The sequence below is a fragment of the Pseudomonas helmanticensis genome (assembly GCF_900182985.1).
Classification (GTDB): domain Bacteria; phylum Pseudomonadota; class Gammaproteobacteria; order Pseudomonadales; family Pseudomonadaceae; genus Aquipseudomonas; species Aquipseudomonas helmanticensis.
On sequence record NZ_FXUY01000001.1, the window covers coordinates 3,375,443 to 3,392,906 of the forward strand.

Annotated in this window: 15 protein-coding genes and 3 tRNA genes; 2 read left to right on the forward strand and 16 right to left on the reverse strand. The window is 57.7% G+C overall.

Going from position 1 to position 17,464, the window contains the following annotated elements:
- Positions 1-25 precede the first annotated feature (25 nt).
- On the reverse strand, positions 26-2,209 hold the full coding sequence (locus tag QOL84_RS15190) for a DUF1631 domain-containing protein (RefSeq protein WP_283437723.1): 2,184 nt from the start codon (positions 2,207-2,209) through the stop codon (positions 26-28).
- A 419-nt stretch (positions 2,210-2,628) separates the two neighbouring features.
- Here QOL84_RS15190 and nadC point away from each other — a divergent pair, with 419 nt between their 5' ends.
- Positions 2,629-3,477 carry a carboxylating nicotinate-nucleotide diphosphorylase gene (gene nadC / locus QOL84_RS15195; RefSeq protein WP_283437724.1) on the forward strand — a complete coding sequence of 283 codons (849 nt, stop codon included), beginning with the start codon at positions 2,629-2,631 and terminating at the stop codon, positions 3,475-3,477.
- Between the two features lie 88 nt (positions 3,478-3,565).
- Here nadC and QOL84_RS15200 read toward each other — a convergent pair whose 3' ends face one another.
- Positions 3,566-3,865 (reverse strand): DUF6388 family protein, encoded by a 300-nt coding sequence (locus tag QOL84_RS15200; protein ID WP_129388984.1) that lies wholly within the window; start codon positions 3,863-3,865, stop codon positions 3,566-3,568.
- A 273-nt stretch (positions 3,866-4,138) separates the two neighbouring features.
- Here QOL84_RS15200 and QOL84_RS15205 point away from each other — a divergent pair, with 273 nt between their 5' ends.
- On the forward strand, positions 4,139-4,633 hold the full coding sequence (locus tag QOL84_RS15205; protein ID WP_283437725.1) for a hypothetical protein: 495 nt from the start codon (positions 4,139-4,141) through the stop codon (positions 4,631-4,633).
- Positions 4,634-4,643: 10 nt separating this feature from the next.
- On the opposite strand, the gene QOL84_RS15210 is transcribed toward QOL84_RS15205, so the two are convergent.
- The 14 genes from QOL84_RS15210 to folP all read right to left on the reverse strand — a co-directional run bounded on the left by QOL84_RS15210 (position 4,644) and on the right by folP (position 17,458).
- Positions 4,644-4,719: transfer RNA gene (locus tag QOL84_RS15210), tRNA-Thr, on the reverse strand.
- Between the two features lie 158 nt (positions 4,720-4,877).
- Positions 4,878-6,983 (reverse strand): polyribonucleotide nucleotidyltransferase, encoded by a 2,106-nt coding sequence (gene pnp / locus QOL84_RS15215; protein ID WP_053117036.1) that lies wholly within the window; start codon positions 6,981-6,983, stop codon positions 4,878-4,880.
- A gap of 193 nt (positions 6,984-7,176) precedes the next feature.
- A complete protein-coding gene (gene rpsO / locus QOL84_RS15220) occupies positions 7,177-7,446 on the reverse strand; it encodes a 30S ribosomal protein S15 (RefSeq protein WP_003197723.1) in 270 nt (89 codons plus the stop codon).
- Between the two features lie 142 nt (positions 7,447-7,588).
- Positions 7,589-8,506, reverse strand: a complete 918-nt coding sequence (truB, locus tag QOL84_RS15225; protein WP_283437726.1) for a tRNA pseudouridine(55) synthase TruB — start codon at positions 8,504-8,506, stop codon at positions 7,589-7,591.
- A gap of 4 nt (positions 8,507-8,510) precedes the next feature.
- Positions 8,511-8,912, reverse strand: a complete 402-nt coding sequence (gene rbfA / locus QOL84_RS15230) for a 30S ribosome-binding factor RbfA (RefSeq protein WP_007915259.1) — start codon at positions 8,910-8,912, stop codon at positions 8,511-8,513.
- A gap of 160 nt (positions 8,913-9,072) precedes the next feature.
- A complete protein-coding gene (infB, locus tag QOL84_RS15235) occupies positions 9,073-11,604 on the reverse strand; it encodes a translation initiation factor IF-2 (protein WP_158830207.1) in 2,532 nt (843 codons plus the stop codon).
- A 27-nt stretch (positions 11,605-11,631) separates the two neighbouring features.
- Positions 11,632-13,113, reverse strand: coding sequence for a transcription termination factor NusA (nusA, locus tag QOL84_RS15240; protein WP_008088341.1), 1,482 nt, complete (start codon positions 13,111-13,113; stop codon positions 11,632-11,634).
- Between the two features lie 47 nt (positions 13,114-13,160).
- A complete protein-coding gene (rimP, locus tag QOL84_RS15245) occupies positions 13,161-13,619 on the reverse strand; it encodes a ribosome maturation factor RimP (protein WP_129388969.1) in 459 nt (152 codons plus the stop codon).
- A 139-nt stretch (positions 13,620-13,758) separates the two neighbouring features.
- A tRNA-Met gene (locus QOL84_RS15250) sits at positions 13,759-13,835 on the reverse strand.
- Positions 13,836-13,932: 97 nt separating this feature from the next.
- Positions 13,933-14,018: transfer RNA gene (locus QOL84_RS15255), tRNA-Leu, on the reverse strand.
- A gap of 22 nt (positions 14,019-14,040) precedes the next feature.
- The gene (gene secG, locus QOL84_RS15260) at positions 14,041-14,427 is read right to left on the reverse strand and encodes a preprotein translocase subunit SecG (protein ID WP_016986497.1); all 387 of its coding nucleotides are present in this window, start codon (positions 14,425-14,427) and stop codon (positions 14,041-14,043) included.
- A gap of 4 nt (positions 14,428-14,431) precedes the next feature.
- Entirely contained in the window at positions 14,432-15,187 is a 756-nt protein-coding gene (gene tpiA / locus QOL84_RS15265) for a triose-phosphate isomerase (RefSeq protein WP_283437727.1), read from the reverse strand.
- Positions 15,188-15,252: 65 nt separating this feature from the next.
- The gene (gene glmM / locus QOL84_RS15270; RefSeq protein ID WP_283437728.1) at positions 15,253-16,590 is read right to left on the reverse strand and encodes a phosphoglucosamine mutase; all 1,338 of its coding nucleotides are present in this window, start codon (positions 16,588-16,590) and stop codon (positions 15,253-15,255) included.
- Positions 16,591-16,606: 16 nt separating this feature from the next.
- Positions 16,607-17,458, reverse strand: coding sequence for a dihydropteroate synthase (gene folP, locus QOL84_RS15275; protein ID WP_283437729.1), 852 nt, complete (start codon positions 17,456-17,458; stop codon positions 16,607-16,609).
- Positions 17,459-17,464: the final 6 nt, after the last annotated feature.

Here is a 17,464-nt window from a genome sequence, read left to right on the forward strand (position 1 = left end):
GCCGTGATCGGCCCCCAGCGCGCGATCACTTGCCGCGATTGAGTCGTCGCAGATTGCCGAGCACCGACTCCAGCGCTCGATCGAACAGCAAGGTGTCGTCCAGCCTGCGCACGACCCCGCGGCGAATTTCATGGGCCAGACTGACGCGGCTGCGTTCCAGCACTTTCATCCCGGTGCGGTCGACAAACACGTACTTGCCCGTGGCTTCGATGATGGCCGCGAGCTTGCAGCGCAGCGTGTGTTCGTCGTCTTCCTGAAACGCCACCCAACTGCCCAGGCGCAGTTGTTCAACCTGACGCAGGCCGGCATCGTCGTCGGGCAGATTCACTGCAGCCAGCGCCAACGGGTTATCGCCCGCCGGCAACACGATCTGCTGCGAAACCTCAACCATGACAGGACTGGCCGCCTGATCCGTTTCACCCGAGCGCTCCAGCACACACACGTGCAGTGCTTCCAGTTCACTGAAGAATTCGCTGGTGGCAAACGGATCGAACGCCGAACTGCTCAAGCCGTCACGCAGCGACTTGAGCAATCCCGGCACCAGCGCCAGCAAGCGCAGACTGGATTCGGCGTCGTCATGGCGCTGCACGCTCCAGATCAATTGCTCCATGGTCTGCACGTCGGCTTGCCATTCGGCGGATTGGTCGCCGTGCTTGAGGCGGGTCAGCAACAGCACTTTGCTCCAGGCATCCTGCACGAAAGTCACCACCGAGGGTGGCAGGACTTTGCCCAGCAGCGCCTGATTCAACGCTTGCTCGACCCGACGCCGGGCCAGTTCGGTTTTTGCCCGGCCCTCTTCGGCATCACGCAAACGCTGCTCAAGCAATTCGCTGCGCCGACGTTCATCGCTGGTAAAGGCAAGAAAGTCAGCCAACAGTTCGGAGAAAATCGCCGGATCGTCGACGAAATCGCTGAGCAAGCGCTGCACCACTTGTTCGATGCGCAGATACAGACTGTCACGCGCCTCGCCATCGCAATCGCCCCAGCCCATGGCGGCGTCCGCGATTTCGTTGAGCAGGCGCCGCGCCGGATGGCTGCTGCGGCTGAAGAAGCTCTTGTCGAGCACCGCGACCTTGAGCATGGGGATCTGCAAGCGGGCGATCAGAGCCTTGAGCGAGTCCGGCACGTTGCGGTCTTCGAGAATGCAGTCAAAGACCATGGCGATCAGATTGATCACGTCCTCGTCGGCGCCACCGACGATCCGCGACTTGCCACTTTTGACGCTGACCCGCGTCAGCAATTGTTCGAGTTGATTGCGCAAATCGAAGTCATCCTGCGCCGCCAGCGCCGGCACATATTGCTGCAAATGCGAGAGCAGGCGCAGCAGGTCGCGGGTGGTGATCGGCTGGGCCGTGGCACTCGGTTCCAGCGTCGGGGCAACGCTGCCGCGCACGTGCAACAGCAGTTCCTGCAACGCGACGAAAACTTCCTGCACGCCTTCGTCTGCAGGTGACGGGTCCTCGCTTTCTTCGCTGTAGACGCTGGCCACCGCACGATCCAGCGCTCGTCGCGCCGGTGCCGGCTTCAAGTCGGGCAGCACACCCGTTGCGAGCAGCAGTTGATTGGCTTCGGCATAGAGTTGTTCGGTATCGGCAAGCACATAGCGCTCGAACAATTTGAGCAGGATCAGCTTGACCTTGATCTCCACCCCCAGATTACGACCGGCCTGCAGGAAGTACTCACAGAGCATCGCCGGGCCGAGCGGGTTGTGCTGCTCGTCGAGGGGATTGCCGAGCAAGGCATTGAGCCGCGCGGTCAGTTGATCCAGCGCGAAGCCATCACGCTTGAGGACGCGACCGACCATGGTTTCGATGGCGACGCTGCGCTCCATGTCATCGGTGCGCGGCGCCGAGTCCTCAAACATCAGCGTGCGAGGCAGCGTGCTGTGCGTGGGGTCGTATTGGGTGAGGCCGACGAAGGCTTCGAAGAATTGTTCGAGAAAGCCGCGCTCGATGTTTTTGCGCTTGAGGCGCAGGTCGCGCATGGCTTCGAAAAAAATGTTCTGTTCGACGTCGTTGCGCGCCCGATCGGCCATTTCAAACAACGTGTCATCGGCGTTATCGAACAGCTCCTGCAAACCATGGCGCAGCTGTTGCGCAGCCTTGTCGCGAACCTGAAGGAGAATCACAGGCAGGCGGGCGAGCGGCGAATGATTCGCCTGATCGGTAGCGGCCTTGTGCAAAGGCACTACTTTCCCGTCGTTGTGCATCCAAGCCTCCTGGAACGGTGATTGTTCTTGGCAGAAACATCGAGTGTGCTGGCGGCAATGCAGGCCATCACACGAATCCCTGTAGAAGTGAGCCTGCTCGCGATGGCGTCCTGTCAGTCAGCGCAGTGGCGATTGAGTGAATGCTTTCGCGAGCAGGCTCGCTCCTACAGGGTAATTCAGCAGGCACAGACCCACGTCAAAGCTATGACGTCAAATGCAAGGCGGATTATCTTGCAAAACTTGTCGCCAGCGCTATAGCCGTCAGGGTTTCCCCTATGCCGCCGCCCTTCCAATGACCACGGTACAACGCTGTTTACTCAAAGAAATTCGACCGGATGCAGGCAAGCGCGCGCGTTCCCGCCTTGGGTTGGCTTGTGCCATGCCCCTATAATCGAACCACTTTGTTTGTGGAGCCCGTTATGCCGAATCTACGTCTCGCCGATTTGACCGCCGAAATCGAAGCCAACGTGCGCCGTGCGTTGCTCGAAGACATCGGCAGCGGCGACATCACCGCGCAACTGATCCCGGCCGAACGTTTGGCCAAAGCCACCATCATTACTCGCGACGAGGCCGTCGTTTGCGGCACCGCGTGGGTCGATGCGGTGTTCCGTCAGCTCGATCCGCGTGTGGCGGTGCACTGGCAAGTGATGGATGGCGAACGGGTCAAACCCAATCAGCCGCTGTTTCATCTGGAGGGCCCGGCCCGTTCACTGCTGACCGGCGAACGCAGTGCGCTGAACTTCCTGCAGTTGTTGTCCGGTGTGGCCACGCGCGCGCAGTATCTGGCGGACTTTGTCGGGGCCACTGACGTCAAGTTGCTGGACACCCGCAAGACCCTGCCAGGCCTGCGTCTGGCGCAGAAGTACGCAGTGACCTGCGGTGGCTGCCACAACCACCGCATCGGTCTGTACGACGCATTCCTGATCAAGGAAAACCACATCGCGGCCAGCGGTGGCATCCCGCAGGCCATTGCCGCCGCGCACAAGATTGCCCCGGGCAAACCGGTGGAAATCGAAGTGGAAAGCCTGGAAGAACTGAAGGAAGCGCTGGCGGCCGGCGCCGACATCATCATGCTCGACGAACTGAGCCTGGACGACATGCGCGAAGCCGTGCGCCTGAACGGCGGCAGGGCGAAACTGGAAGCGAGCGGCGGCATCAACGAAAGCACACTGCTGCCGATCGCTGAAACCGGGGTGGACTACATCTCGATCGGCGCGATGACCAAGGATGTCAAAGCGGTCGACCTGTCGATGCGTCTCAGCCTTTAAACAGCAGCGACAGATGCGAGCTACAAGCTACAAGCCAAAACGCTTTTGCTTTGACTTGTAGCTTGAAACTTGTAGCTCCTAGCTGCTCTTAGACGACAAGATTATTCATCTCGCAGTAATCGTCCCACTCGACACCCAATACTTCGGCCGCTTCCTTGTGCAGCACAAGGCGCTGCGCCTCGAACTCCTCCGGCGTGCTCGTGTACTTGAGCGTCAGCTCCCACGGCTGCAAGCCCTGAGCCTCGGCTTCGTCTTCGAACGCCCACTGAATCTGATCTTTCTGATCATCGGGGCCGAGATCCTTGATCTCTTCCAACAGCTGCGGCGCGTCGAGTTTGTACTTTTCCAGCGCTTGTTCGTGACGTTGCTCTTGAGTTAATTCGGTCATGGCGTTCTCGTTGATCGTAAGAATGGAGGATGGATCTGGATCATCAAGGATCTCTCTGACGCGGATTTGTCCGGCCTTCGGAACCATTCGGGATCATCTGAAAACTGCTAAGCGATGCTCATGCAGGCACCGAATATAGGATGTTTGCATGACGAATTACACGGCTCTTTACATCTCTCGCACAAAAAGTTGACCTGCGGAACATAAATGCGCTTTTCGAGTCATAGCGATGTGCCAGTTCGGCACTCATGCTGTTCACAAGGAAAACCAGTGATGCGCAGCTTTTCGAAGATTTCCGCTTTTGTTTCCACCACCACTCTGATCGCCACCCTGGCACTGCCGGCCAGCGCAATGGCCGTCGAGTTGAGCACCAGCAGCCCATCTTACGGCGACAAAGTTGCGTTGGTTCATAACGACTACGGCAAAGAAGTGGTCGTCAGAGGCGATATCAGCATTGATGAGTTGAAGAAAATGCGCGACACCATCAGTGAGCAATCGCGTCAGATCGAGGAGCTCAAACGCAGCAGCGGTTCGAGTTCAAGCTCCAGCGGCAAGGAAATCGATGAGCTGAAGAACAAGGTCAAGGAACAGGACCGCGAACTGGATACCCTCGGTCGTCAGGTTGAAGAGCTCAAGCGCAACAGTGGCTCCAGCTCCAACTCGAACAGCAGCGAGATTTCGAACCTGAAGCAGAAGGTCAATGACCAGGATCGGGCGATGGACCAGCTCAAACGTACTGTCGAGGATCTGAGCCGCAAGGTGAAATAAGCGGGGATGGTGGTGCCCGAGACAGGAATCGAACCTGCGACCTTCGCGTTACGAGTGCGCTGCTCTACCGGCTGAGCTACACGGGCGGTGGGCTAAACCTAGCACCGGTTTTCACAAAAGCAAAGATCGCAGCCTGTGTAGGAGCTGCCGCAGGCTGCGATCTCTTGATCTTTACGCCAGACAAAAAAAATGCCCCGCCGTTTTCACGGCGGGGCATTTTTATTGCGCTAACGCTTTGGGGTGATTAAACGCCCGAAGCCTTGGCCGCTGCCACGTCTTTGATGGACAGCTTGATACGGCCGCGGTTGTCCACGTCCAGTACCAGCACTTCCACTTCCTGGCCTTCTTTCAGGATGTCGGTCACTTTCTCTACGCGAGCGTCGCTCAGCATCGAGATGTGTACCAGACCGTCCTTGCCCGGCAGGATGTTGACGAATGCGCCGAAGTCGACGATGCGCTCAACCTTGCCGACGTAGATCTTGCCGATCTCGGCTTCAGCGGTGATGCCCAGAACGCGCTGACGTGCAGCTTCAGCAGCTTCCTTGGTTTCGCCGAAGATCTTGATCGAACCGTCGTCTTCGATGTCGATCGAAGCCTTGGTTTCTTCGCAGATCGCACGGATGGTCGCGCCACCTTTACCGATAACGTCACGGATTTTGTCGGTGTCGATTTTCATCGCGATCATGGTCGGAGCGTTGGCCGACAGTTCGGTACGCGACTGGCCGATGATCTGGTTCATCTGACCGAGGATGTTCAGGCGCGCTTCCAGGGCTTGGCCCAGAGCGATCTCCATGATTTCTTCGGTGATGCCTTTGATCTTGATGTCCATCTGCAGCGCAGTAACGCCTTTGGCGGTACCGGCTACTTTGAAGTCCATGTCGCCCAGGTGGTCTTCGTCACCGAGGATGTCGGTCAGGACGGCGAATTTCTCGCCTTCCTTAACCAGACCCATGGCGATACCGGCAACCGGCGCCTTCATCGGCACACCAGCGTCCATCAGGGCCAGGGAAGCACCGCAAACGGAAGCCATCGAGCTCGAACCGTTGGATTCGGTGATTTCCGAAACCACACGGATGGTGTACGGGAACACGTCAGCGGCTGGCAGCATGGCCGAAACCGAACGACGGGCCAGACGGCCGTGACCGATTTCACGACGACCAGCACCACCCATGCGACCACACTCGCCTACCGAGAACGGAGGGAAGTTGTAGTGCAGCATGAACGGGTCTTTTTTCTCGCCTTCCAGGGTGTCCAGCAGCTGTGCGTCACGGGCAGTACCCAGAGTCGCGACTACCAGAGCCTGGGTTTCACCACGGGTGAACAGCGCCGAACCGTGAGTCTTCGGCAGAACACCGACTTCGATGTTCAGCGGACGTACGGTCTTGGTGTCGCGGCCGTCGATACGTGGCTTGCCGTTTACGATGTTTTCGCGAACGGTGCGGTATTCGATTTCGCCGAAAGCGGCTTTGACTTCGCTGGACGAAGGCTGGCCTTCTTCACCGGACAGCTTGGCAACAACCTGATCCTTCAACTCACCCAGGCGAGCGTAACGGTCAGCCTTGATGGTGATGGTGTAAGCCTGGGAGATCGCCTCGCCGAACTCGGCACGGATAGCGCCCAGCAGTTCGGTGGCTTCTGGAGCAGGAGCCCAGTTCCAGGTTGGCTTGGCAGCTTCAGCGGCCAGTTCTTTCACAGCGTTGATGACAACCTGGAATTCGTCGTGAGCAAACAGTACCGCACCCAGCATCTGGTCTTCGGTCAGCTCTTTGGCTTCCGATTCAACCATCAGGACGGCGTCGGAAGTACCGGCAACGACCATGTCCAGGCTCGAAGCAGCTTGCTGCTCGTAAGTCGGGTTCAGCAGGTAGCCAGTGCTTTCGTGGAAGGCAACGCGAGCGGCGCCGATCGGGCCGTCGAACGGGATGCCCGAGATAGCCAGGGCAGCCGAGGTACCGATCATCGCAGCGATGTCCGGATCGGTCTTCTTGCTGGTGGAAACGACGGTGCAGACAACCTGCACTTCGTTCATGAAGCCTTCTGGGAACAGCGGACGGATCGGACGGTCGATCAGTCGGGAAGTCAGGGTTTCTTTCTCGGAAGGACGGCCTTCACGCTTGAAGAAACCGCCAGGGATCTTACCGGCAGCGTAAGTCTTTTCCTGGTAGTGAACCGACAGAGGGAAGAAGCCCTTGCCTGGATCAGCTTGTTTTGCACCGACTACAGTCACCAATACGCTGACGTCGTCGTCAACGGTGACCAATACTGCGCCGGAGGCCTGACGGGCGATACGGCCAGTCTCGAGGGTAACGGTCGATTGACCGAACTGGAATTTTTTGATTACCGGGTTCACGGTGTCCTACCTTCTTTGTGGCTCTTGGGGGAACTGGTTTCTTGCGAATTCTTGGGCAATGTCGGGAATCGGCCCAACGCCTGTCCAGGGTAAAACGTGTATCCAGATAAAACTTGAGGCTGGGAGCCTGCAAGACGCCGGCGGTAAACCGCTGACGTCCGACAGACCACCAACCTCATAGCGCAATCGCTGATTAGCGACGCAGACCCAGGCGAGCGATCAGAGCGCTGTAACGGCTCACGTCCTTGCCTTTCAGGTAGTCCAGCAGCTTGCGACGCTGGTTTACCATGCGGATCAGACCACGACGGGAGTGGTGATCTTTACCGTTGGCCTTGAAGTGACCTTGCAGTTTGTTGATGTTGTGGGTCAGCAGTGCAACTTGCACTTCTGGCGAACCAGTGTCACCAACAGCTTGCTGGTAGTCAGCAACGATTTGAGCTTTTTCTTGAACGTCGAGAGCCATGAGGCAATCCTTTTATCAGGAAACTGTTTCAGGGAAACAGCTTCAACAGGCCAGGGACAAATCCCTGTATCTATAAATGAGTCGTGACCGTGCCTGTTAACAGCCACACTCGCCGACCTGCTGTTACACAGGCCGGTTCCGGTCATTCTGACCGAATCAGTCGACGTGGCGCGATGCGCCCGTCTTCGCTCACTTCACCGATACCGATGAAGCGACCATTGTGATCCTGTACCCGTACCATGCCGAACTTCGGCGCATCCGGGGCACGTACCGGCTGGCCATTAAGCCAGTAGAACGCGCTCGCTTCCGAGAAGTGCAGCAACGGCCAATCCAGCAGGCCGCTGTCCGATGGCATCAGGAAGCGGTCGACCGCCTCGTTGCCGCCTTCGGCATGTACCGCTTCCAGCTCTTCGAGGGTGACGGTCTGTGCCAGGGTGAAAGGCCCGGCCTGGGTACGACGCAGTTCTGCGACGTACGCACCACAACCGAGTTGCTCACCGATATCCTCCACCAGGGTGCGAATATAGGTGCCCTTGCTGCAATCCACCGCAAGACGCGCAGTATCGCCTTCGAAGGCCAGTAATTCCAAGCGCGCAATAGTAACAGAACGCGGTTCGCGCTCCACTACTTCGCCTGCACGGGCCAACTTGTACAACGGCTGGCCATCACGCTTGAGTGCCGAGTACATCGGCGGTATCTGACTGATTTGCCCGCGAAATTTCGGCAATGCCGCCTCGACATCGGTGCGACCAACGGTCACCGGGCGCTCCTGCAAAACTTCACCTTCGGCGTCTGCCGTGGTGGTGGTCTTGCCCAGTTGCGCCAGGGTTTCGTAACCCTTGTCGGAATCGAGCAGGTATTGCGAAAACTTGGTTGCCTCACCAAAGCACAACGGCAAGACACCGGTGGCCAATGGATCGAGGCTGCCGGTGTGCCCGGCCTTCTCGGCATTGAGCAGCCAGCGAACCTTCTGCAACGCGGCGTTGGATGTGAACCCCAACGGTTTGTCGAGCAGGATGATACCGCTGACGTTACGACGGATACGTTTGACCTGAGCCACCGAATTACTCCTTGGTGTCTTCAGGTTCAGCAGCGACCGGGTGCTGATTGTCTTCAGCCACGGCACGCTCGATCAGCGCCGACAAATGCGCGCCACGGACGACGGATTCGTCGTAGTGGAAGTGCAATTGCGGCACGCTGCGCAGTTTCATTTCACGGGCCAGTTGCATACGCAGGAAACCTGCGGCTGCATTCAGCACCTTGATGCTTTGCGCGATATCTTCAGCGTTGTCCTGGCCCATCACGGTGATGAAGATCTTCGCGTGACCGACGTCACGGCTGACTTCCACTGCGGTAATGGTGACCAGGCCGACGCGCGGGTCTTTGACTTCGCGACGGATCAGTTGAGCCAGCTCGCGCTGCATCTGATCGCCGATACGTTGGGTACGGCTGTATTCTTTTGCCATGATTTTGTTACCTGTTACTGCCCCGCGGCGAAACCCGCAAGGTCTGAAAGCGGCAAACGCCCGGCCTGACAAATGCCAGACCGGGCGTTGCGTTTAGAGTCCTTGTGATGCGCCACACCCTTGGGTGCGGCCGACCATCACGGCTCCTGAAGTGCGCGAGTTAGAGGCTGCGAGCAACCTGAACCTTCTCGAAGACTTCGATCTTGTCGCCGACTTTGACGTCGTTGTAGCTCTTCACGCCGATACCGCATTCCATGCCGGCACGTACTTCGGAAGCGTCATCCTTGAAGCGGCGCAGGGATTCCAGCTCGCCTTCGAAGATAACGATGTCTTCACGCAGTACACGGATCGGACGGTTACGGTGCACAACACCTTCGATCACCATACAGCCTGCGATCGCGCCAAACTTCGGCGAACGGAACACGTCACGCACTTCGGCGATACCCAGGATGTTCTCGCGAACATCGCTGCCGAGCATACCGGTCAGGGCTTTCTTGACGTCTTCGATGATGTCGTAGATCACGTTGTAGTAACGCATGTCCAGACCTTCCTGCTCGACGATCTTCCGTGCGCCAGCATCGGCACGCACGTTGAAGCCGAACAGTACAGCGTTGGAAGCCAGTGCCAGGTTAGCGTCGGACTCGGTGATACCACCGACACCGCCGCCGACTACGCGCACTTGAACTTCGTCGTTGCCCAGGCCATTCAAGGCACCGTTCAACGCTTCCAGCGAACCACGGACGTCGGATTTGAGGACGATGTTGAGCGTCTTCTTCTCGGCCTGACCCATGTTTTCGAAGATATTTTCCAGCTTGCCGGCGTGAGCGCGAGCCAGTTTGACTTCGCGGAACTTGCCTTGACGGAACAGAGCCACTTCACGGGCTTTCTTCTCGTCAGCAACAACGCTCATCTCGTCGCCAGCGTCCGGAGTACCGTCCAGGCCGAGGATCTCGACAGGGATGGATGGACCGGCTTCCTTGATTGGCTTGCCGTTCTCGTCGAGCATGGCACGCACGCGGCCATAGTTCGAACCGACCAGGACCATGTCGCCTTGGCGCAGGGTACCGTCTTGAACCAGAACGGTTGCAACCGGGCCACGACCTTTGTCGAGACGCGATTCAACCACAACGCCACGGCCAGGAGCCGACGGAGTTGCTTTCAGTTCGAGAACTTCAGCTTGCAGCAGAACAGCTTCGAGCAGCTCGTCGACGCCAGTACCGACCTTCGCCGAAACCGGTACGAACGGCGTATCACCGCCCCACTCTTCGGAAGTCACGCCGTGAACCGACAGTTCGCTACGGATGCGATCGAGATCAGCGCCCGGCTTGTCGATCTTGTTCACTGCAACAACCAGTGGAACGCCAGCCGCTACAGCGTGCTGGACAGCTTCAATGGTCTGCGGCATCACGCCGTCGTCCGCTGCAACTACCAGGATCACGATGTCGGTCGCCTTGGCACCACGGGCACGCATTGCGGTAAACGCGGCGTGACCCGGGGTGTCGAGGAAGGTGACCATGCCGCGTTCGGTTTCAACGTGGTACGCACCGATGTGCTGGGTGATACCACCGGCTTCGCCAGCAGCTACCTTGGCACGACGGATGTAGTCGAGCAGGGAAGTCTTACCGTGGTCAACGTGGCCCATTACGGTCACGACTGGTGCACGGGAGAACGACTCGCCTTCAAACTTCAGGGACTCGGCCAGGGAGTCTTCCAGGGCGGTGTCGCTGACCAGGGTCACTTTGTGGCCCAGTTCTTCGGCTACCAGTTGAGCAGTTTCCTGATCAAGCACCTGGTTGATGGTCGCTGGGGTACCCAGTTTGAACATGAACTTGATGATTTCAGCAGCCTTGACCGACATCTGATTGGCGAGATCGCCAACAGTGATGGTCTCGCCGATCTGCACATCACGCACGACAGGGCCGGTTGGGCTCTGGAAACCGTGGGCGTTGCGCTTCTTCAGCTTGGCCTTGCCGCGACCACCGCGACGGAAGCCATCGCTTTCTTCGTCGGTAGTGCGTGGCGCCACGCGTGGAGCCGGCGCTTTTTCTTTGACCGAGGCGCGATGCGGAGCGTTTTTGCGCTCGCCATCACCACCACCGCTGCGACGATTGTTGTCGTCGGCACGTGGCTTGTCCGGACGGCGCTGTTCGTTCTGCTTGTTGCGAACGTCAGCAGACGGAGCTGGAGCAGCGGCAGCGACCGGTGCGCTTTCGCGTACAGGTTCTGCAGCGGCAACCGGCGCCGCAACGGCGGCGCTGTTAGCGTTCTGCGCAGCAGCAGGCTGGTTACGCGCTTCTACTTCGGCGCGTTGCTTGGCTTCTTCTTCAGCCTTCTGACGGGCAGCATTTTCTACTGCGCGACGCTCATCCAGTTCACGCTTGCGTTCGGCTTCGATTTCTTCCGGGCTACGCTGTACGAAAACTTTCTTTTTGCGGACTTCTACGCTGATGCTTTTGCTACCAGCCACACGCAGGGTGCTGGTGGTTTTACGCTGCAGCGTGATCTTGCGTGGTTCTTCCACTTTCGCCTTGTGGCTGCTTTTCAAGTGAGTCAGCAGGGACTGCTTCTCACTGTCAGTCACATTTTCTTCGGCGGCGGTGTGCGGCAGACCTGCCTCACGCATCTGCTGCAACAGGCGCTCTACCGGTGTTTTGACCTCATCGGCCAGTTGTTTCACCGTGACTTGCGTCATGCACTTCTCTCCTCAGGCCGCGCCTAATTACTCGAACCAGTGGGCTCGGGCGGCCATGATCAACTTGCCGGCACGATCATCGTCAATGCCGTCGATGTCGAGCAGGTCGTCAATAGACTGCTCGGCCAGGTCTTCGCGGGTAATTACGCCGCGCACCGCCAGTTCCATCGCCAAATCCTTGTCCATACCCTCAAGCGAGAGCAGGTCTTCGGCCGGATGGGCGTCTGCCAGCTTTTCCTCAGTAGCGATGGCTTTGGTCAACAAACGATCCTTGGCACGAGCGCGAAGCTCGTTGACGGTATCTTCGTCAAAGCCGTCGATGTTGAGCATTTCTTCCAACGGTACGTAGGCAATCTCTTCCAGGCTGGTGAAGCCTTCATCTACCAGCACCTGTGCCAGGTCTTCGTCGACTTCCAGCTCGTCGATGAAGTTGCGCAGGATGTCGCCGGTTTCTGCTTGCTGCTTAGCCTGGATGTCCGATTCGGTCATCACGTTCAGGGTCCAGCCAGTCAACTGGCTAGCCAGACGCACGTTCTGACCACCGCGACCGATGGCCTGAGCAAGATTGTCTGCGCCAACGGCGATGTCCATTGCGTGGGCATCTTCGTCAACGATAATTGCCGCAACCTCGGCCGGGGACATGGCGTTGATCACGAACTGAGCCGGGTTGTCGTCCCACAGGACGATATCAACACGCTCACCGCCCAACTCACCCGACACTGCCTGGACGCGCGAACCGCGCATACCGATGCAAGCGCCCTGCGGGTCGATGCGTTTGTCCTTCGAGCGGACGGCGATCTTGGCACGCGAACCCGGATCACGGGACGCAGCCATTACTTCGATCAGGCCTTCAGCGATTTCCGGCACTTCGATGCGGAACAGCTCGATCAGCATTTCCGGCGCGGTACGCGACAGGATCAACTGCGGGCCGCGGTTCTCGGTGCGGATTTCCTTGAGCAGCGCACGCAGACGCACGCCAACACGGAAAGTTTCGCGAGAAATGATGTCTTCACGGGCCAGCAACGCTTCAGCGTTGTTACCCAGATCGACGATCACGTTGTCGCGGGTGACTTTTTTCACGGTGCCGGAGATGATTTCTCCCAGGCGCTCGCGATAGGCGTCGACCACTTGAGCGCGCTCGGCTTCACGTACTTTTTGCACGATGACTTGCTTGGCAGTCTGTGCAGCAATACGGCCGAACTCGATGGATTCGATCTTTTCTTCGACGACGTCGCCAACGTTGGCACCAGGATGCGTTTCGGCAACCTTGCTCGGCCAGGTTTCGATGGCCGGATCGTCGAGATCATTCTCTTCGACGACCGTCCAGCGACGGAAAGTTTCGTATGCCCCGGTGTGGCGGTTAATTTCCACACGCAGGTCAACTTCGTCTTCAAAACGCTTTTTGGTAGCAGTGGCCAAAGCCAGCTCCAGCGCTTCAAAAATTACGCTTGCCGGTACGCCCTTTTCATTGGATACCGACTCAACAACCAGCAGTACTTCTTTGCTCATCGTACGCCTCGCCTTTCGCAAGCCATTGGATCCGCGGGATCCGCGTCTCAGTCAAAACTGGGAATAATGTTGGCCTTGTCGATCATATCGATCGGCAACAGGAACTCATGGTCTTCTACATGCACCACGACATCCTGTTCTTCTACACCGCGCAGAAGGCCCTGAAAGTTGCGCCGACCTTCAAAAGGCGAGCGCAGCTTGATCTTCACTTGTTCACCGGCAAATTTTGCAAACTGCTCAAGAGTGAACAGTGGGCGCTCCATGCCAGGCGAGGAAACTTCGAGGGTGTATTCAACGGTGATTGGATCTTCAACATCCAGCACACCGCTGATCTGACGGCTGACAATGGCGCAATCGTCCACCAGCACACCGCCCTCTTTATCGATATAAACGCGCAACATCGAATGACGACCCTGAGCCGAAAATTCGATACCCCAGCATTCATAGCCCAGGGCCACGACCACCGGGGCCAGCAAGGCCTGCAACTCTTCTAGCTTGCTCGACACCTGAACCCCCTAGTGCATGATATGTGCATGCTTTGCAAAATAAAAAAATGGGCGAAACGCCCATCCTTGAAACGCCGTCGAACAGCGGCGTTGAAAGTGTCCAGCTAACAAAAAGCCCCTTAAAAGGGGCTCCTTAAACTGGTTGCGGGGGCCGGATTTGAACCGACGACCTTCGGGTTATGAGCCCGACGAGCTACCAGACTGCTCCACCCCGCGACAAAGCTGGGGCGGAAGTATACGACCGATCCCTTATAGGGTCAATGTAACCTTCCACCTGCAAGAAAGCCCGCAACAGCGGGCTCTCCTGACTAATTGGTACCGAGAAGGGGACTCGAACCCCTACACCCTATGGGCACAACCACCTCAAGGTTGCGTGTCTACCAATTCCACCACCTCGGCAAAACTACGTTTGAAACCCTTCTTACTTCTGCTCTTGAGCTGGAGGTACGTCAGTCGCTGGAGTAGCCGACTTTTGCTCTTGAAGCACCGGGACATCATCAGAAGCCGGTTGTTGTTGCTTAGGCACTTCCAACACTGCTGGATTTGGGAGACCTGCCTGAGTCAGCTGGTGAGCCTTCTCTTTAGCAAAGTAACCTAACCCCAAGCTGGTTATGAAGAAACCGGCGGCAAGTATAGCAGTAAACTTACTAAGAAAGGTAGAGGAACCTTGGCTTCCGAACACAGTATTTGAAGCACCTGCTCCGAAAGACGCGCCAGCATCCGCACCTTTACCCTGCTGCAGCAAAACCAGAGCTACTACGCCCAATGCACCCAGCAGATGAAAAACGACTACGACTGTTTCCAGCATTTTTTCAGTTTCCCGCGGCGCGACAAATCGCACCGAACTCATCTGCATTCAGGGAAGCTCCACCAATGAGCCCCCCATCGATATCCGGCATGCCGAACAGTTCGACCGCATTGGCCGCCTTCACGCTGCCGCCGTATAGAAGCCGCACACCTCGTGCGACTTCAGAATTCTCTGCCGCCAGCTGCTCGCGAATGGCTTTATGCACATCCTGAGCTTGCTGCGGCGTTGCAGTCAGTCCGGTACCAATAGCCCAGACCGGCTCGTAAGCGATGACTGCCTTGGCAAAAGCACCTACACCCAGCTCCTCGATGATGCTGCCCAGCTGACGCCCGACAACCTCAAGAGTTTTTCCGGCTTCGCGCTGCTCGAGGGTTTCCCCTACACACAACACCGGAATCAAGCCACATGCCTGTGCAGCTGCAAACTTGCGATTCAGCATTCCGTCTCGCTCACCCATAATCTGGCGGCGTTCGGAGTGCCCGATAAGCACAAGGGAACAACCTGCATCCACCAACTGACTCGGCGCAATCTCACCGGTCAATGCACCTTGCATGGATTCCACCGCAGAGTTCTGCGCACCGACCGAAATCGACTTGCCTTTCAAACCATCAATCACTTGATTGATATGCAAGCAAGGCGGGAATACCGCAACATCAACACCGCTTGGCAAGGCCAGATGACGAAGGCCGTTGATCAGCTCAGCGACGCTGGCGCGGGTACCGTGCATCTTCCAGTTACCAGCTACCATAGGGCGACGCATGCTGTACCTCGTCGGTCAAAGTGGGCGCAGATGTTACCCAACACAATCATGCCTTGCAAGCCGAATCAGGCAGAAACTTCAGTTACCAGTTTTGCCAGTTCTTCGGCATAGCTGCGAACCTGCGTTTCGTCTTCGCCTTCAACCATTACGCGCACCAGAGGCTCTGTCCCGGACTTGCGCAAAAGTACCCGGCCGCGACCCGCCATAGCTTGGGTTACTCGCGCACTGGCTTCCTTGACAGCCGGGTGCTCCAGCGGGCTTTCGCCGCCACCGAAACGCACATTGATCAGCACCTGAGGACACTTGCGCAACGCCTGACGCGTCTGCGCCAGACCTTCATTACGTGCTTTCAACGCCATCAGCACCTGCAACGCCGCAATAATGGCATCACCGGTAGTCGTGTGATTGAAGCAGACAATGTGCCCCGAATTCTCACCACCTACCAGCCAATTGCGCTCGAGCAACTCGGCGATTACATAACGGTCGCCTACATTGGCACGGATAAACGGAATCGAAAGATCCGCAAGTGCCAGCTCAAGGCCCAGGTTACTCATGAGCGTACCCACGACGCCACCCTGAAGCTTGCCACGCTCATGCAGGTCACGAGCGATGATGAACAGCAACTCGTCACCATCGACGATGGCACCCGTGTGATCGACCATCAACACCCGATCACCATCACCATCAAAGGCGATACCCAGATCCGCATGCTCAGCCAGCACCGCAGCCTGCAGTGGCTCCATATGAGTCGAGCCGCAGTTGTCGTTGATATTCAGGCCATTTGGCTGCGCCGACAGCACCACGACTTCCGCACCCAGCTCACGGAAAACGCTAGGCGCTACCTTGTAGGTCGCACCATGCGCACAATCGATAACGATCTTGAGGCCGGCAAAACTGGTGCTGGTGGGCACACTGCTCTTGCAGAACTCGATGTAGCGGCCAGACGCATCGTTGATTCGCGACACCTTGCCGATCTTGCTCGACTCGACCACCGTCATCGGCGCATCAAGCAATTCTTCGATCATCAATTCCAGCTCATCAGGCAGCTTGGTACCTTTGCCCGAGAAGAATTTGATGCCGTTGTCGTCATGCGGATTGTGCGATGCGCTGATCACGATACCGGCCTCAGCCTGGAACGTACGCGACAGATAGGCAATAGCCGGTGTAGGCATCGGACCGAGCAGCATCACATCGGCACCTGCCGACGTCAGGCCGGCCTCAAGCGCCGATTCAAACATATAACCAGAAATTCGTGTGTCCTTGCCAACGAGTACCTTGCAAGCACCCATTTTGCGGAACGCCATGCCGGCAGCCCAACCGAGCTTGAGCATGAAGTCAGGAGTGATCGGATACACACCGACTCGACCACGAATGCCGTCAGTACCAAAGTATTTCTTGCTCATAAGTGCTCCATCATTCTTATTCGGCTGATTCCACGGCCGCGATCATCCGCACCACGTCTACCGTTTCCGCCACATCATGGACGCGCAATATACGCGCACCTTTGACGGATGCCAGTGCCGCCAATGCAAGACCACCATGCAAACGCTCACCCACCGGGCGATTCAAGGCATGGCCGATCATGCTTTTTCGGGATACACCTACCAACAGAGGCCGGCCCAACGCGTGCAAGGCATCCATATGCTTGAACAAGCTTAGATTGTGCTGCAGGGTTTTGGCGAAACCAAAGCCGGGATCAAGAATGATGCGCTCGGCAGGAATACCCGCCAACGCACACTGAGCCATGCGCTGGGCGAGGAACTCAGCCACTTCGCGGGTGACATCCTGGTAATGCGGATTGTCCTGCATGTCGCCAGGCTCGCCCAGCATATGCATAAGGCACACCGGCAACCCCGTTGCCGCGGCGGCATCCAGCGCACCATCGCGCTGAAGCGAGCGGACATCGTTGATCAAACCTGCGCCCAGTCGTGCGGTTTCGCGCATGACCGCAGGCGTCGAGGTATCGACCGAGATGATCACATCCAGTTCGCGATTGATCAGCTCGACGATCGGCGCCACACGCTCAAGCTCTTCCAATGGCGATACTGCGCGCGCACCAGGTCGAGTCGACTCGCCACCGACATCAATCAGCGTCGCACCAGCCGCGACCATGGCTTCAGCATGGCGCAGGGCTGCGTCGAGCTGGCTGTATTGGCCGCCATCAGAGAAGGAATCGGGAGTGACATTGAGAATACCCATGACATGCGTCTGGGCCAAATCAAGAACCCGGTTGCCGCAAGGCAACCGGGTCAGGGACTGTACAGAAGTCATTTCAAA

Bases quoted from the DNA above. Each gene is read 5' to 3' on its own strand.
- QOL84_RS15190 (WP_283437723.1), bottom strand. From the start codon at position 2,209: ATGCACAACGACGGGAAAGTAGTGCCTTTGCACAAGGCCGCTACCGAT.
- nadC (WP_283437724.1), top strand. From the start codon at position 2,629: ATGCCGAATCTACGTCTCGCCGATTTGACCGCCGAAATCGAAGCCAAC.
- QOL84_RS15200 (WP_129388984.1), bottom strand. From the start codon at position 3,865: ATGACCGAATTAACTCAAGAGCAACGTCACGAACAAGCGCTGGAAAAG.
- QOL84_RS15205 (WP_283437725.1), top strand. From the start codon at position 4,139: ATGCGCAGCTTTTCGAAGATTTCCGCTTTTGTTTCCACCACCACTCTG.
- rpsO (WP_003197723.1), bottom strand. From the start codon at position 7,446: ATGGCTCTCGACGTTCAAGAAAAAGCTCAAATCGTTGCTGACTACCAG.
- rbfA (WP_007915259.1), bottom strand. From the start codon at position 8,912: ATGGCAAAAGAATACAGCCGTACCCAACGTATCGGCGATCAGATGCAG.
- infB (WP_158830207.1), bottom strand. From the start codon at position 11,604: ATGACGCAAGTCACGGTGAAACAACTGGCCGATGAGGTCAAAACACCG.
- nusA (WP_008088341.1), bottom strand. From the start codon at position 13,113: ATGAGCAAAGAAGTACTGCTGGTTGTTGAGTCGGTATCCAATGAAAAG.
- secG (WP_016986497.1), bottom strand. From the start codon at position 14,427: ATGCTGGAAACAGTCGTAGTCGTTTTTCATCTGCTGGGTGCATTGGGC.
- tpiA (WP_283437727.1), bottom strand. From the start codon at position 15,187: ATGCGTCGCCCTATGGTAGCTGGTAACTGGAAGATGCACGGTACCCGC.
- glmM (WP_283437728.1), bottom strand. From the start codon at position 16,590: ATGAGCAAGAAATACTTTGGTACTGACGGCATTCGTGGTCGAGTCGGT.
- folP (WP_283437729.1), bottom strand. From the start codon at position 17,458: ATGACTTCTGTACAGTCCCTGACCCGGTTGCCTTGCGGCAACCGGGTT.